The sequence below is a fragment of the Ethanoligenens harbinense YUAN-3 genome (assembly GCF_000178115.2).
Classification (GTDB): domain Bacteria; phylum Bacillota; class Clostridia; order Oscillospirales; family Ethanoligenentaceae; genus Ethanoligenens; species Ethanoligenens harbinense.
Genome location: NC_014828.1, coordinates 2,097,261 through 2,112,792 on the forward strand (window position 1 = coordinate 2,097,261; position 15,532 = coordinate 2,112,792).

Genomic DNA, 15,532 nt, shown 5'->3' on the forward strand with positions numbered 1-15,532 from the left:
TATCCGTTGATTGTTCTTGCGCAGTCTGTCATACATAGTACTATTGTAAAAGCCTGCGCGCAAAAGTCAATCGCTTTTTCCGCAGAACCTCATATTTTGCGCATTCCCCGCAAACATGCTATAATGAAAAAACTTGCTGTTGCTTTTTGCGCGGACGCGTACGCGGTGAACCGCAAACGCGCCGCGCGGGCATGAACGTTCACATCCATACAGGCAGGTGCTGCATGGAACTCATCGTTAAAAAACACGCCCGCATTGATCTGCTGGACGCGGTGCGCGGCGTTGCCATCCTGGCCATGGTCTTTTACCATGCGCTGTTCGACCTCACTGCCATTTTCGGCGTGCGCATTCCCCTGTTCGCCTGGCTGACGCCGCTGGAACCGCCGTTTGCGGGCGCGTTCATCCTGCTGGCCGGCTTGTCCTGCCGCTTTTCACACAACAATGTGCGGCGGGCGCTGCGTGTGCTGGCCATCGCCGCGGCCGTGACCATCGGCACGGTGCTGTTTCTGCCGGATGAAGCCATCTGGTTCGGCATCCTGCATTTCATGGGCGTCGCCATCCTGCTCTATATCCCCTGCCGCCCGCTGCTGGACCGGACACCCATGGCCGTCTCGCTGACGGTGCTGGGGGCGCTGTTCGTGCTGACGTACACCCTGCCGTCCTCCGGCCTGCTCGGCATCCCCGGCCTGTTCGGCTTCGTGCTGCCGACAGACTGGTTTTCCACACCGTATCTGTTCTGGCTGGGGCTGCCCGACCCGTCGTTCGCGTCCGCCGATTATTTTCCGCTGCTGCCGTGGCTGTTTCTGTTCCTCATCGGCGCGGTGCTGGGCACTCCGGTGAAAGAACGGCGCCTGCCGGAGTGGTTTTACACCGCGCGCATGCCGGTGCTGGCCGCTGCGGGGCGGAACACGCTGCTGATCTACGCGTTGCACCAGCCCGTCCTGTACGGCGTGATGTACCTGATCTTTTCCATTATAAAGTAATATTTCCACAGCGCCAAGACATCCCCAGGAGGCCCTTGTTATGCAATTTTTCGATTTTCACACACACATTTATCCCGAACACATTGCCGCGCGCTCGGTGGAGGGCATGCGCGCCCACTATCACCTCGCCGCAAGCGGCACCGGGCTGGTCGAAAATCTGCTCGCCTGTGCGGAGAAGGCCGGAGGCGGCTATCTGATGGCGCTTGCCGTCGCGTCCAAGCCCGGGCAGGTCGCCACCATCAACAAATGGCTCTCGCGGCATCTGTCGGACCGCCTGTTCGGTTTCGGCGGCCTGCACCCGCACTCCAAGCACCTGGAACAAGACGCGGAGCAGCTGCTGGCACTGGGGCTGCGCGGCATCAAGCTGCACCCGGATTATCAGCATGTGGCGGCGGACGACCCGTCGATGGACGCCGTCTACGACCTGGCGGTACAGCATCATCTGCCGGTGCTCATCCATGCGGGCGACGTGCGTACCCCCTATTCCTCCCCGGTGCGCATCGCGCATGTGCTGGAGCGCTTTCCGCAGATGACGGTGATCGTCCCGCACCTGGGCGGATACTCCGAATGGGACGAGGCCGAGCGGCACATCATCGGCAAAAACTGTTACATCGACACTTCCAGCTCCCTTTGGGCCCTGCCGCCCGAAAAAGCGGCGGAACTCATCCGCAAACACGGCGTGGAGCGTGTCCTGTTCGGCACCGACTACCCCCTCACCACCCAGGCGGAGGAACTGGAACGTTTTGACCGTCTGGGTTTCACCGAGGAAGAACGGCGCCTCATCCTGCTCGAAAACGCAAAGCGCTTTCTGGGTCTATCCTAACAGACTGCCTCCGATACGGATACTGCGGAATTGCAGGAAAACTCCGCAGTACCGCCGGCCGGAATCCTGTGCGGACGTGGCTTGAACAGCGAAAGACGGCGTCTCTTTTCCCATCCGGGATAAGAGGCGCCGTCTTGCTGTATGACGAATTCTGTATTACGATGCGGTGAAATCGTGGATGGTGGCGGCCAGGTTCAGCCGGGGTATCTGTAGCGACTGCGGGCGGTTCTGTCCGTCCAGCACCAGTGTGAACGGCCCCGCCGCCGACTGCCCTTTCAGCACCGTGCTGACGCCCTGATGCGCGGCGGAGCCGCTCTTGGCCGCCGTTTCAAACGCGCCGAGCAGCGCGCTGCACACCGAGGACTGCGGCACCGAAGCCGGGTCCAGCTTCGCCTGCATGGCGCCGAACCGCACGCTCATCCCATCCTTATTGGAAAGAAAGGAAAGTTGCGAAAGCTCGGCGGGCCGCACGAACTGCACCGTGCTGCCGCCGTCGGCCAGGCGGACGATGTCCACGGTGTAATCGTGCCCGCTGAGCGTAACGTCCGCCGTACAGCTAAACGCACCCGACAAAGCCGAAGCCGCCTGTTTGCCAGCCGCCGCGTCTTTTGCGCGGCAGGACACAAACGCCGTGACAAACAAAAGCGCCGTGAGCACAAAGAGCAAAATCTCCACGGTTTTGCGCATGGAAAGACCCCTCTAACGCGACAGATCGCGGAATATTTGCGGGATCTCCGAAAACAGATCGGTGGGCAGCATGGCATATTGGGACTGCTTTTCCGCGCAGCGGTCGGCGGCAAGGCCGTGGATGTGCACAGCCGCGCAGGCCGCCAGGACCGGGTCGATACCTTGTGCGGCAAGGCCGGACGTCATGCCCGCCAGAATATCGCCGCTGCCGCCTTTGGCCAGCCCCGGATTGCCGGTGTTGTTTTGGAACAAACGGCCGTCCGCCGCCGCGATGAGCGTGCCCGCACCCTTGAGCACCAGCGTCACGCCGTTTTCGCGCGCGAAAGAGACGGCGCAGCCTTCCCTGTCCGCCTGCACCTCCGCCGCCGTTTTGCCGCAAAGCCTGCCCATCTCGCCGGGATGCGGCGTGAGCACGAGGTCTGCCCGGGATGCCCGCAATACATCTATATGCCCCGCGCAGGCATTTATGCCGTCCGCGTCCAGCACCACGGTGCCCCGCAGGCGGAGCAGCAGTTCGCGCACCAGCGCGGCGGTCTCGCTCTCCGGCGAAAGGCCGCAGCCGATAAGTACGCAGCTGCATTTCTCCGCGAACGCGAGGACTTCATCCAGCGCGGCCAGCGACAGCCCGCCCGCAGCGGTCTGCGGCAGCGGAAGAACCATCACTTCACTCATCCGCGCGGCCAGCACACCCCAGAGGACTTCCGGGACGCCCACCGTGACCAGCCCCGCCCCGCAGCGCGCCGCAGCCATGCCGGACATATACGCCGCGCCGGGATAGCGCCTGCTTCCGCACAGACAAAGCAGATGCCCGTAGCTGCCCTTGTTGCTGTCCGCCGTGCGCACCGGCAGGGCGCGGTCGAGCAGGGCGCGGTCGAGCAACTCGGTGGCATCCCGCGGCAGGCCCTCGTCCGGGATACCGATCTCCGCCAGCAGCAGCCTGCCGCAGTGCACGGAGGCCGGGGCTTTCATCTGCCCCTGTTTTGCCGCCGCGAACGTGATGGTAGCCGCCGCGCATACGGCGTGCGCGGCCGTCTCGCCGGTATCCGCATTTGCACCGCTGGGCATATCCAGCGCAAAAATGGGCCGGCCGCTCGCATTCATGGCGTCAAACAGCTCTGCACACGCCCCTTCCACCTCACCGTGGAAACCGGTGCCGAACACCGCATCCACCAGCATGCTGCTGCCGGTGAACGCCCGGCCGTACTCCGCGGAATCTTCCGTGTACCGCAGAACCGTCACCCCTTTTGGCAGTTTCCGAAACATGGCGACGGCCTCCTCGGTACGCGGCTCCCCGGCGGCCAGCACCACGGTGACCGTATGGCCCGCTTCGTGCAACCGGCGCGCCACCACAAAACCGTCCCCGCCGTTGTTGCCCGCGCCGCAGACCACGGCGCACACGGTTTTCTGCGCGAACGCTTCCAATACAATTTCCGCTATGATGCCCGCAGCCGCCGTTCCCGCGTTTTCCATGAGCCGGAGGGCGGAGATGCCATGCTCGATGGCATAACACTCTGCGGCCTTCATCTGTGCGACGCTGATGATCTTCATCGCTGCGTCCTCCTTTCCGCCACGGCAAACGCCATGGCGTGGGTCTGATCGTGCGTGATACTGACATGCAGCACCAGTCCCAGTTTCTCCGCAAGCGCGCGCGCCCGTCCGGAAAGTGCATAATAGGGTTTACCGGCGCCGTCCCGCAGCAATTCCACCTCATGCAGGGCGAAACCGCGCACCCCCGTGCCCAGCGCTTTCGCAAACGCTTCTTTTGCACAGAAATGCGCGGCATACGAACCCAGACTGTTTTTTTGCAGAAGGAGCGCCTGTTCCCGTTCTCCATACACGCGGGAAAGATCGCGGTGCCTCCCGAGCAAACGGCGTATCCGCTCCAGTTCCACCGTGTCTGCCCCCACGCCGTAAATCACAGCACGGCCCGCGGATTGGCCGCCCGCACGGCCTTTTGGATGCGCTCGTCGGGACTGAACAGCAGCAGGGTCCTGCCACCGCTCTTGCTGTCAACGATCAGATACCAGGTTCCGTCCTTGTCATGGGCGGACGCATCCACACGCTTGCGCACCTCGGCTTCGCCCAACTGCCGGCGGTGCGCCTCGTCGAAGGGAGCAAAGTGCTCAATGGCGCGCAGGTCGAGGGAAAGCAGACGGCGGCGCTTTTTCTGCGCGATGATCACGTCGATATCCAGATCAAAATTGGTTAAGATATATTCATATTCCAGTTCAAACCGCCGCAGGATCATCCAGCCGCCCCAAATGCAGAGCAACAGCGCCAAAATGCCGAACGTCGCCAGCAGTTGTGTGGCCACGCAGATGAAAAACAGCCCCAGCCCCAGCGCAATGGACGCCAGAACCACACCGATCTTCAGCGCGAGCGTGACACGGTCCGTCCGGCGTTTCACCAGGCATTCCACATACGTATCCAATAAAAGCCCTCCGATATGGTATCATTCTACAAAAACAGTATAGCATACCCGTTTTTTTTTTACAACCTGCGACATACTCCCCCGCCGATTTTCAAACGGCCTTGTATCCATTGCAAAGTCGTGCTATATTGTAAGCAGATTTCAGTCTGTCTACGCGATGCGGAAAGGATGTTGACGTATGCCAGATTTTGCAAACCCGTTTCAGGGGAATGTGGATCGCAAACTGACCAGGGACGAGCTGATCCAGGCCATCCGGTTGGACATTGCCGGCGAGCTGGAAGCCATCTATGTATACGATGCGCATGTGCAGGCGACCGACAGCCCCGAAGCCCGCGCCGTGCTCAGCGACATCCGCGACGAGGAAAGAACGCATGTGGGCGAGCTCATCACGCTGCTCCGGCACCTCGACCCGAAAGAAGCCAAGCTGTTCCTCAACGGCGAAACCGAGGTCAAGAAACTGCTGGAAGGGCTCGACAAGTCCGCCGGAGACTGAGGATCGTCCCGGTTTCCGCAAGCGCCCGCACCGTTTTCAAACAGAACAACAAAAAGCCATGCACGGGCCTTTGCAAAGGCCGGGTGCATGGCTTTTTTGTATGCGGGGACGGGCATACGGACGCCGCCGCTCCGCCAAGGCGCGAACCGGCTCTCAGAACTCGATCCCTCTGCGCGCCTGGATGCCCCGGTCATACGGATGCTTGACGCAGCGGATCTCCGAAACATAGTCCGCGCAGTCGATCAGCGCCTGGGGCGCGTCCCGCCCGGTGAGCACCAGTTCGACCCCCTTGGGCCTGCCGCGCACGCAGGCAAGCAGGGCCGCCGGGTCGAGCATGCCCGCGGAGGCCGCACCGATGGCTTCGTCCAGCACCACCAGGTCGTATTGGGGCAGCGCGGCGCACGCCTCCCGGAAGCAACGCTCCTGCCCTTCCCGGCAGACCGCCCGCTCTGCTTCATCCATGTAGGGGATAAATTTTTTCACATCGGTGCGCAATACACGGATGCCCAGCCTGCGCAGGGAATACAGTTCTCCGGTATCTCGCCCCTTGAGGAACTGCACGACCAGCACGCGCAGCCCCGCGCCCGCAGCCCGGCAGGCCAGCCCCATTGCCGCCGTGGTCTTGCCCTTCCCGTCGCCGGTATAGATATGCACCAGTCCCGTTTCCGCCATGCTTTGCTCCTCCCTGTTTTCCACCGAAGCGGATGCGTTGTTCCATCCAGTATACACCGCGCCGGACATATGGTAAATGCCCCGCCGGGGCGGCGGCGTTCTTCCCTCCGGGCGGTTGACGAACCGCGGCAATGCGTCTACAATGAAACTGGTTTCTTTCCCGGCCGCGGGGCCGCTATCCCGACATTTAAAAGAGGTAACACTGATGAACGAATACACATTCGACGACCTGCGCACGCCCGAAGGCGCCACCATTTTTACCGACGGCATCGGCGCGAACATTATGACCCGCATCCTGATCGAATCCAAAGCCCAAAAGGTCTGGGATATGGCCGAGGTAAAAAACCTGCCCTCGCTCAGCACCTTTGAGATACGGAAAATCATCACGCGGGTATTCGACAACTCCCTGGCCAAAAAAGGATACTTTGGCGCCGACGGCGGGGACGCGCTCAAGCTCAGCCATAACATCCGCAAAAAACTGATCTACGATTTTCTGGAACAGCGGCTTCATCCCAGCATTTTCCGCCTGTTCCACTCCGCTGTGCACGAACTGGAAAACCTGTCCTCCGGCCAGACGCTGTACCTCATCGCGCCGTTCGCCTACTGCCCCGTGGGCATCGGCTATTCCAAAGTGTATGCCAAGGCGTTCAGCCTGCTTTTGCAGTCGTCCATCCTGCTCGCCGCGTTCCGACGCTGCATCGACACCAATTTCAGGATTGACGACCCGCTCAGTGAGCTTTTATTCCGCCGACGCCTCTATACCATCAAGGCCGGCTGCGACTTCATCCCCATGGACAAAGTGGAGAACGCCTACCTGTACCGCGCAAGAATCGCCAAATGGAACTGGCTGCTGCGCAACCAGTATACCGATATCCTGCTGGAAAAACGACTGCCCCGCCACATGGGGGAAGCGGGCTTTTTCCGTCCGCGCATCTTTGCCGCCGTGCGCGACAAGCGGTACGGCCTTCCAACGGACACGTGGTACAGCGCGGATGTCGATGGACTACGCTGGGAAAACGGCGGCACCACCCTTTTCGTCACGCTGTATGATGTTGAGCGGCCCGACCGCGTCGTCGGCTCGGTCGATCTGGCCGACGTCATCTTTACCCTTATCGCCCAAGACGAGACATAAGCCTTTTGGCGCGGATCAATACGATATCGCCTAAACAGAGGAGTCCTGCCGATGGATCAAACGGATGCAAAAACCAAGTATTTTCACCTTCTTGCCGCCCAATACCCCTCGGTGCAGGATGTCTGCACCGAGATCATCAACCTGCAGGCCATCCTCAACCTGCCCAAGGGCACCGAGCATTTCATGAGCGACCTGCACGGGGAGTATGAGGCGTTTTACCACATCCTGAACAACTGCTCGGGCGTGGTGCGCGAAAAAGTGGACCTGCTGTTTGCCTCCACCATGTCGGAATCCGAGCGTTCCGAACTCTGCACACTCATCTATTATCCCCGCGAAAAGCTCAAGATGACCCGGGTGGACGGCAAAAACTCGCCCGCGTGGTACCGCTTCACGCTGCAGTGCATGATTGAGCTGGCCAAGATGCTTTCTTCCAAATACACGCGCTCCAAGGTCCGCAAGGCCATGCCGAAAGCATACGCCTACATTCTGGATGAGCTGCTGCACGCGCAGCCCGACGAGGACAACAACCAGCTGGTCTACCACGACAAGATCATCGACACCCTCATCGGGCTGGGCGGCGGCGACGCGTTCATTGAGGCGCTGGCCGTGCTCATCAAGCGGCTGGCGGTGGATCACCTGCACATCGTGGGCGACATCTTCGACCGCGGCCCCCGCCCCGACACCATTATTGAGTTCCTGATGGGCCACCACTCGTTCGACATCGAGTGGGGCAACCACGACATCCTCTGGATGGGCGCGGCGGCGGGCAGCGAAGCCTGCGTGGCCACCGTGGTGCGCAACAGCGTATCCCACCACAACATGGATGTGCTCGAGCGGGGCTATGCCATCAGCCTGCGTCCGCTCACCCTGTTCGCGCAGCGGGTCTACAGCGCGTATGACGACCCGAACGAAGCCGCCCTCCAGGCGATCTCGGTGATCCTGTTCAAGATTGAGGGACAGATCATCAAGCGGCACCCGGAATACCACATGGAAGACCGCCTGCTGCTGGACAAGATCCATTACGAAGCCAAGACCGTGCACGCCTACGGCAAAGACTGGCCGATGCGCACGGTGGATTTCCCCACGGTGGACCCCAAAGACCCCTATACGCTCACACCGGAGGAACAGGCCGTGCTTGCCGATCTGAAAAACGCGTTTCTGGAAAGTGAGCGGCTTGCCCGGCACATCCGCTTCCTGTATGAAACCGGCAGCGTCTACCTCTGCTTCAACCAGAACCTGCTGTTTCACGGCTGCATCCCGATGAACGAGCACGGGCAATTCGAAACGCTGTTCGTGGACGGCAACGCCTGCAAGGGCAAGGCGTATATGGACGCCACCGAGCGGGTGGCGCGCCGCGCCTATTTCGGCGACCGGGATCAGAGCAGTCTGGACTTCATGTGGTACCTGTGGTGCGGCAGCAAATCCCCGCTCTGCGGGCGCATCGTCAAAACATTCGAGCGCATGTGGGTCACCGACCGCGAAGCCTGGGTGGAACCACAAAACGATTATTATGTATACTGCCAGCAGAAAGCCTCCTGCCGTATGGTACTGCGCGAATTCGGTCTGTTCGGGGATTTCTGCCACATCATCAACGGCCACCTGCCCGTCAAGGTCATCCGCGGCGAGCGGCCGGTTAAGGGTGGCGGCGCGCTCATCACCATCGACGGCGGCTTTTGCCGCGCCTATCAGAAAACCACCGGCATCGCAGGCTATACCCTCATCTTCAACTCACACGGTCTGCGCCTGATGTCGCACCAGCCCTTCAAGGGAAAAGAGCATGTCCTGCACGAAAACGGCGACATGCAGTCCCAGTCGGAGGTGATTGCCACCGCGCCCAAACGGGTGCTGGTGATGGACGCCGACAACGGCCACGCCATCCGCGAACGCATCGCCGACCTGAAAGAACTGATGCGCATCTACCAGACCGAAGACCTGGACGGGCGCGTGTGATGGACGGCGGAGGTTACAGCGCGTGCCCGATCACATGTTCGATCTGGGTGGGCAGATGCAGCAGGCGGGCTTTCATGAAATCCGGCCGGAGCGGCAGCACGTCTACCCGAGCGAAATCGACCCACACAAACTCCAGATGCGGCGTGCCGTCCTTCTCCAGCTCTTTGGAAAAAAAGGTGCCGTCGGCGGGAATGGCGGGTTCCCCGTCGAACTCCACCAAATAATAGAATCCCAACTCGTGGAACGTTTTTCCTCTGTTGCGGAAAAAGTTTTCATGCACCACCAGCAGCCGGTCGATTTTGACCGGCTGCCCCATTTCCTCCTGAAATTCACGGCACAGCGCCTGCTCCGAATCCTCAAACGGCTCCACCCGGCCGCCCGGGAAGGCATAATAACCATCCTTTTCACTCCGGTGCAGCAGCACTTTCCCTTGCCGGCACAGCACACCGGCCACACGAAAATGAAAGATACCGCCCGGTATTTCAAAACGGATCATACGGCTCATCTCCTTTACATTTTGGATAGATTCACACAAAATACACGTCGAGTAAAGCAACGCGCCCGTGCGCAGGCAGGCAAATCGCCTCCTTGCGCACGGGCGCCCGAATGTTTGAAAAAATGCCGCGCAAACCCGCAGCTCAGGAATCGATATAAGACTGAATAAGCGTGTGCAGCAATTCGTCGCGGTCAAGCTTGCGTATGAGCGCCCGCGCATTGTTGTGCGTGGTGATATAGGTCGGGTCCTCGGAAAGCAGATAGCCCACGATCTGGTTGACGGGGTTGTATCCTTTTTCTTTCAGGGCGGCATACACAGCCGTGAGGATTGTTTTCATTTCCTTGCCTTTGTCCTCATGGATCGAGAAAATCATAGTCGGTTCATTTGGCTGCTCGTGCATAACAGCACCCCCTGTTAGAATTAGGATACCCTATACCGGACCAATTTGCAAGACCCAATCCAAAACATTTTACACGCGCAGGACCGCGCCAGCCTGCTCCAGCGCCGCGAGCATCTTCTGCACCGCCGCGTCAGCCTCCCTGTCGGTGAGGGTGTGGTCGGCCACGCGCAGCGTGACGGAGAACGCCACACTCTTTTTGCCCGCCTCGATCTGCTGCCCCTGATAGACATCGAACAGGTGAATGCTTTCCAGCTTATCTTTTGCCGCGCCGCGCATCGCTTTTTCCAGCGTGAGCACGGGGACGGACGCGTCGCAGAGCACGGCAATGTCCCGCGTGGTGGCCGGAAATTTCGGCAGCGGGTGGTATTCCGCGCTCGTGCGCGCATGGGCAAACAGTGTGGCAAAGTCGATCTCCGCCGCATAGGCCCGCACGCCGATCTCGTAGTTTTCCAGCACCTGCGGATGCACTTCGCCAAGCAGCGCCAGTTCCTCGCCGCCCGCCAGAATGCGCGCGCACCGACCGGGATGATAGTACGGCAGGTCGGTCACGCGCTCCACGTCGAACGCGTCGATGCCCGCACCCGCGAGGATGGCTTCCACCGCGCCCTTGAGCGTGAAGTAGTCCGTGCCCTCGCCATACAGGCCGATCTCGATCTTTTGGCGTTCATCCGGAAGTTCCTGCCCGACTTCGGGCAGGTAGACGGTGCCGGCCTCATACAGCGCCGCCTCCAAATTGCGGGCCGCGTAGTTGCGCGCCAGCACATCCAGCATGGAAGGCAGCAGCGTGGTGCGCAGGATGCTGGTTTCTTCCCCCAACGGGTTGGAAATACGCACGCTGTTGCGCATCGGGTCGCCCGCCGGCAGGCGGATGAGGTCGCAGGCGCGCGGGCTGAGGAACGAATAGGTCTCGATCCCGCTCAGCCCGGCCGCGCGGGCCACCTCGCCCATCCGTTTTTCAAAGCGCTGCTTGGCGTTCAGCCCGCCCTGCGTGGTGGCTCCCAATGTGACCGTGACGGGGATCTGGTTGTAGCCGTAGATGCGTGCCACTTCCTCGGCCACATCGGCCTTGTGCTCCACGTCCGCACGGAACGACGGCACATGCACCACCCCGTCCCGCACGGTGAATTCCAGTCGTTTGAGCGCGTCTTCCATGAACACCGGCGAAAGCGACGTGCCCAGAAACGCATTGATCCAATTCGGATCAAGCGCCACGGTCGTTTCCGTTTTGGCGCTGCGGTCGATATCCAGAGCGTCGTCGCAGACGACGCCCGCGTCGAGCAGCTCCACCAGTTCGCAGGCACGCGCGAGGGCAACCGGCGTGGCGGCGGCATTCAGCCCTTTTTCAAACCGTGCGGAGGCTTCGGTGCGCAGGCCCAGCTTCTTGGCGGCCAGACGCACATCCGGCCCGCTGAACATGGCCGATTCGAACACGATGGTATGGGTATCCGGCAGAATGCCGCTGCATTCACCGCCCATCACGCCCGCCACGGCCACCGGTTTCTCCGTATCCGCAATGACACAAATGGACGGGTCAAGCGCATGCTCCACGCCGTCGAGCGTGGTGATGCGCTCACCCTCCTCCGCCCGCCGCACCCGGATCGCGCCGCCCGCGATGGAGCGCACATCGAACGCATGGAGCGGCTGGCCGTATTCAAGCATGACATAGTTGGTGATGTCCACAATGTTGTTGATGGGGCGCACGCCCGCCGCGCGCAGGCGCTCCCGCATCCAGCGCGGCGACGGCTTGATGCACACCTGCTTCACCGCGCGCGCGCAGTACCGCGTGCAGAGCTCCGGTGCGTCGATCTGCGCGGAGAGCAGATCGGAGGTTTTGCCCGCGCCGCCGCGCACGGCCGGAACATGCACCCGGCGGAGCTTGCGGTATGTGGCGGCCGCCTCGCGCGCCAGCCCGATGACCGACAGGCAATCCGGGCGATTGGGCGTGATCTCAAATTCCACGACCACATCGTCCAGCCCGACGGCCTTGCGGATGTCCTCGCCGGGCGCGCAGTCCTCCCGCAGGATGAAGATGCCGTCTTCGGCCGCGTAAGGGAAATCCGCCTGTGAAAGCCCCAGTTCTCCCAGCGAGCACAGCATGCCGTCGGACATCACGCCCCGCAGCTTGCCGCTGTTGATCCGCTTGCCGCCCGGCAGCAGCGCACCATCCAGCGCGGCGGGCACCAGCGCGCCCACGAACACGTTCTGCGCGCCGGTGACGATCTGCACCGACACCGGCCCGCCGGCATCCACCCGGCAGATAAGCAGATGATCGGAATCCGGATGCTTTTCTATTGAAAGAATGGAGGCCACCACGACACCGCGGATCTCTTCACCCAGGGTCTCATAGCCTTCCACCTTCTGCCCGGTCATGGTCATATCTTCGGAAAACTGCCGCGGGGTGACGCCTTCCGGCACATCCACATGCTCCGCGAGCCATTTCATCGACAATTTCATCGTGTACCCTCCCCCTTAAAACTGATTTAGAAAACGCAGGTCGTTTTCATAGAACAGCCGCATGTCGTCGATGCCGTAGCGGCGCATGACCAGCCGCTCCAGCCCCATGCCGAATGCGAACCCGCTGTACTCCTCGGGATCGACGCCGCCGTTTTGCAGCACTTTCGGGTGCACCATGCCTGCGCCGAGCAGCTCGATCCAGCCCTCGCCTTTGCAGAGACGGCAGCCCTCGCCGTGGCAGGCGAAGCACATCGTGTCCATCTCGCAGGACGGCTCGGTGAACTGGAAATGATGCGGCCGGAAGCGCAGCACCGCGTCCTGCCCATACAGAGTTTTGGCAAACGTGACCAGCGTACCCTTGAGGTCGGCCATGGTAATGCCTTTGTCCACCACCAGCCCCTCGATCTGGTGGAACAGCGGGGAATGGGTGGCGTCGATGGCGTCGGAGCGGTAGACGCGGCCCGGTGCAATGATGCGAATGGGCGGTTTCTGCTTTTCCATCACGCGGATCTGCACCGGCGAGGTCTGGGAGCGCAGCAGGACATTCTCCGTGATATAGAATGTGTCCTGCGTGTCACGCGCGGGGTGGTTTTTGGGGATATTGAGCGCCTCGAAATTGTAGTAATCCAGTTCCACCTCGGGGCCTTCCGCAACGGAAAAGCCCATGCCGATGAAAATGTCCTGAATCTCATCCAGCACCAGCGAGAGCGGGTGCTGCGTGCCGATGGGGCGGCGCTTGCCGGGCATAGTCACATCAAGGGTCTCTTGAGCGATCTGCTCCTGCATCTGCCGCTCGCGCAGGGCGGCCGCGGCAGCCGCGATCTTGTCCTCGATGGACGCGCGCACCTCGTTGGCCAGCGCCCCGATCACCGGGCGCTCCTCCGCCGAAAGCTTGCCCATCTGCTTGAGAATGGCCGTCAGCTCCCCTTTTTTGCCCAGGAACCGCACACGCAGGGCTTCCAGCTCGCTGCTTTCCCGCACATCGGCGAACGCCTGCGCGGCCACCTGCGCGATGGTCTCCAACTGTTCTTTTATCAACCCGATCTACCTCCTGTGTAATCTTCATCCTGCAAAACGGCAAAATAAAAACGCCCCGCCCCTCCAAAGGGACGAAGGCGCGATTTTCCTCCGCGATACCACCCTGCTTTTTGCCATAGAGCAAACACTCCTGCGGCGGATAACGGCGCCTGCCGTCGCCGCCTACTGAGGAAAAAAGCCCTTTCCCGTTGAGCGGCGCCGCTCCAAAGCGAAACCCGGAAAGCCGGTGCCGCAAGGCCGCTTTCAGCCGCGGCGGCCTCTCTCTGTGCAGAACCATTGGCTTTCCGAAACTTTTTCACTGCGTTTCCAATGCAAGCATTAGGATAGCACAGTTTGCGCCCGATTACAAGCGCAAAACGGTAAAACCCCGGATTTTCAGCCTTCTTGGCCATACTCTGCACCATCTTCCTCGCTCCACACGCGTACGCAGTTGCGGCCTTCGCTTTTAGCCTGATACAGCATCTGGTCCGCATAGCGGTAATAATCGTCAAACGTGAGAGTGTATGCCGTGACCACACCCACGCTGATAGTAACCGGCACGATCACGCCCTCATGGACGAACATATGCCCTTCCACTTCCTTGCGCATGGCTTCCGCGAGCAGGCGCGCCTCTTTTGCCGTATATCCCCGCAAAAACACCATGAACTCTTCGCCGCCGGCCCGGCAGAACAGGGTCTTTTCCCCGATGACGGCGGCCACACAGGTGCAGGTCTCGCACAGCACCTGGTCACCGAATATATGCCCGCAGGTATCATTGATCCGTTTGAAATAATCCATGTCGAAATACAGCACCGACCACGGCCCGGCTCCCTGGCGCAGCTGCTGTTCGGCCAGCCGGGTGAACGTCTGCCGGTTGTAGATGCCTGTCAGTCCATCCCGTTCCGCCTGCTCCTGCAGAATCTGCGTCTGGTCATGTTCGGTGGTCATGTCCCGGATTACCGCAATGGAGCCGACCACCTTATAAGCCTGGTTGTGGAACGGGTATATCCGGCAGTGGTAATAACGGTTCTGACATTTTGCCTTCAGACGCACGTCAAATTGGTGGTTTCCGAAACCGTCCTTTCCCCGCCAATTCGGAAAACGTTCTTCGATCAGGCGCTGCATCCGCCGCCGTCCTTTCCGGTCGTTTTGAATCACATCGTTGACATGGAGAGCAAAGATGTCCTGCATAGCGCGGTTGAAATTAAGCACCTCCCCGCTCTCCAGAAAAATGATCACGCCCTCATCGATAATCTGAAACACCTCTTGATAGGCGATCGGCACCAGCGAAGTCAGATCATACTGCCAGATGCCGAACAGCCCGATCAGGGCGCTGATGAAAAACATAAACGGAATCGGCGGGAGCACGTTCCGTCCCGAAGGGAGGATTGCGTGGACAAACGCATACAGGATAAACACGGATGCCGCCAGCATGATGGTGCGCGCCCGCGTACGCACGCCGCCCTGCGCGCGGCTCCAGAAAAAGACGATGATGCTGACGGAAATGATGTTGACCGCATAATTGAGCAGCATGGCAAAGTTGCCCAGGGTGGTCAGCTGCATGAGCAACTCTCCGAACCGGTCGGATTTCAGCTCCGCGGCTTTCCAGATGAGGTGATGGAACGGATTGGTGAACACCAGCGCCAGAACGAAGGTTTCCCATACATAGAGCGCCGCCAGCACTCGTTTGAGCAGCGGCCTGTAGAACCCGGTGTAATACAAAACATAACTGAAAAATGCCGGAACGACGTAGAGCGCGCCGATCTGCGACAACGTCAAGCAAATCAGTTTCTGCCAGCCGACAAACATCGGTGTGCATTCAAGCCAGACACACAGCAGCCATACGAACGTCGCGCAGCATGTCAACAGTAATTGCGAGCAACTGGTCACAGCGCGGTTCTTCCACGCAAAATACGCAATGAAAGAAATTAAAAGAACAGAAAGCAGGCCAAAAAACAATTCCAGCGGGCCCAGCAATCCCAACACCCTTTCTA

At 60.5% G+C, this 15,532-nt stretch carries 16 protein-coding genes; 5 read left to right on the forward strand and 11 right to left on the reverse strand.

The annotated features are described in order from the left end of the window. The first annotated feature begins 224 nt into the window (after window positions 1-224). Together ETHHA_RS09815 and ETHHA_RS09820 are read left to right on the forward strand one after the other, a co-directional pair. Window positions 225-983, forward strand: a complete 759-nt coding sequence (locus ETHHA_RS09815; RefSeq protein ID WP_013485823.1) for a heparan-alpha-glucosaminide N-acetyltransferase — start codon at window positions 225-227, stop codon at window positions 981-983. 40 nt (window positions 984-1,023) lie between these two features. Then, window positions 1,024-1,806 (forward strand): amidohydrolase family protein, encoded by a 783-nt coding sequence (locus ETHHA_RS09820; RefSeq protein WP_013485824.1) that lies wholly within the window; start codon window positions 1,024-1,026, stop codon window positions 1,804-1,806. A gap of 156 nt (window positions 1,807-1,962) precedes the next feature. On the opposite strand, the gene ETHHA_RS09825 is transcribed toward ETHHA_RS09820, so the two are convergent. The 4 genes from ETHHA_RS09825 to ETHHA_RS14655 are packed head-to-tail and all read right to left on the reverse strand — an operon-like array spanning window position 1,963 to window position 4,924. Further along, on the reverse strand, window positions 1,963-2,493 hold the full coding sequence (locus ETHHA_RS09825) for a hypothetical protein (RefSeq protein WP_013485825.1): 531 nt from the start codon (window positions 2,491-2,493) through the stop codon (window positions 1,963-1,965). 12 nt (window positions 2,494-2,505) lie between these two features. After that, window positions 2,506-4,041 carry a bifunctional ADP-dependent NAD(P)H-hydrate dehydratase/NAD(P)H-hydrate epimerase gene (locus ETHHA_RS09830; RefSeq protein ID WP_013485826.1) on the reverse strand — a complete coding sequence of 512 codons (1,536 nt, stop codon included), beginning with the start codon at window positions 4,039-4,041 and terminating at the stop codon, window positions 2,506-2,508. Continuing rightward, entirely contained in the window at window positions 4,038-4,412 is a 375-nt protein-coding gene (gene acpS, locus ETHHA_RS09835; RefSeq protein ID WP_013485827.1) for a holo-ACP synthase, read from the reverse strand. Before acpS ends, ETHHA_RS09830 begins: the two co-directional genes overlap by 4 nt. Beyond that, window positions 4,409-4,924: a hypothetical protein gene (locus ETHHA_RS14655; protein WP_013485828.1), complete on the reverse strand. Its 516-nt coding sequence runs from the start codon at window positions 4,922-4,924 to the stop codon at window positions 4,409-4,411. Before ETHHA_RS14655 ends, acpS begins: the two co-directional genes overlap by 4 nt. Window positions 4,925-5,102: 178 nt before the next feature. Here ETHHA_RS14655 and ETHHA_RS09845 point away from each other — a divergent pair, with 178 nt between their 5' ends. Continuing rightward, on the forward strand, window positions 5,103-5,417 hold the full coding sequence (locus ETHHA_RS09845; protein ID WP_013485829.1) for a demethoxyubiquinone hydroxylase family protein: 315 nt from the start codon (window positions 5,103-5,105) through the stop codon (window positions 5,415-5,417). Between the two features lie 153 nt (window positions 5,418-5,570). Here ETHHA_RS09845 and ETHHA_RS09850 read toward each other — a convergent pair whose 3' ends face one another. Then, entirely contained in the window at window positions 5,571-6,089 is a 519-nt protein-coding gene (locus tag ETHHA_RS09850; RefSeq protein ID WP_013485830.1) for a cob(I)yrinic acid a,c-diamide adenosyltransferase, read from the reverse strand. 205 nt (window positions 6,090-6,294) lie between these two features. Here ETHHA_RS09850 and ETHHA_RS09855 point away from each other — a divergent pair, with 205 nt between their 5' ends. Continuing rightward, on the forward strand, window positions 6,295-7,221 hold the full coding sequence (locus ETHHA_RS09855; protein ID WP_013485831.1) for a hypothetical protein: 927 nt from the start codon (window positions 6,295-6,297) through the stop codon (window positions 7,219-7,221). A gap of 51 nt (window positions 7,222-7,272) precedes the next feature. Beyond that, window positions 7,273-9,171 (forward strand): fructose-bisphosphatase class III, encoded by a 1,899-nt coding sequence (locus tag ETHHA_RS09860; RefSeq protein WP_013485832.1) that lies wholly within the window; start codon window positions 7,273-7,275, stop codon window positions 9,169-9,171. A gap of 13 nt (window positions 9,172-9,184) precedes the next feature. Here ETHHA_RS09860 and ETHHA_RS09865 read toward each other — a convergent pair whose 3' ends face one another. The 6 genes from ETHHA_RS09865 to ETHHA_RS14660 form a co-directional block, all read right to left on the reverse strand. Beyond that, window positions 9,185-9,667 (reverse strand): NUDIX hydrolase, encoded by a 483-nt coding sequence (locus ETHHA_RS09865; RefSeq protein WP_013485833.1) that lies wholly within the window; start codon window positions 9,665-9,667, stop codon window positions 9,185-9,187. A gap of 142 nt (window positions 9,668-9,809) precedes the next feature. Then, complete coding sequence (locus ETHHA_RS09870) at window positions 9,810-10,067, reverse strand: IreB family regulatory phosphoprotein (protein ID WP_013485834.1); 258 nt, start codon at window positions 10,065-10,067, stop codon at window positions 9,810-9,812. Between the two features lie 69 nt (window positions 10,068-10,136). After that, entirely contained in the window at window positions 10,137-12,521 is a 2,385-nt protein-coding gene (gene pheT, locus ETHHA_RS09875) for a phenylalanine--tRNA ligase subunit beta (RefSeq protein ID WP_013485835.1), read from the reverse strand. A gap of 15 nt (window positions 12,522-12,536) precedes the next feature. After that, complete coding sequence (gene pheS / locus ETHHA_RS09880; RefSeq protein WP_041687492.1) at window positions 12,537-13,556, reverse strand: phenylalanine--tRNA ligase subunit alpha; 1,020 nt, start codon at window positions 13,554-13,556, stop codon at window positions 12,537-12,539. Beyond that, window positions 13,556-13,963: a hypothetical protein gene (locus ETHHA_RS09885; RefSeq protein ID WP_137143882.1), complete on the reverse strand. Its 408-nt coding sequence runs from the start codon at window positions 13,961-13,963 to the stop codon at window positions 13,556-13,558. The genes pheS and ETHHA_RS09885 overlap by 1 nt, the downstream gene beginning before the upstream one ends. Beyond that, window positions 13,935-15,524 carry a histidine kinase N-terminal 7TM domain-containing diguanylate cyclase gene (locus tag ETHHA_RS14660; RefSeq protein ID WP_083803696.1) on the reverse strand — a complete coding sequence of 530 codons (1,590 nt, stop codon included), beginning with the start codon at window positions 15,522-15,524 and terminating at the stop codon, window positions 13,935-13,937. The genes ETHHA_RS09885 and ETHHA_RS14660 overlap by 29 nt, the downstream gene beginning before the upstream one ends. Window positions 15,525-15,532 lie beyond the last annotated feature (8 nt).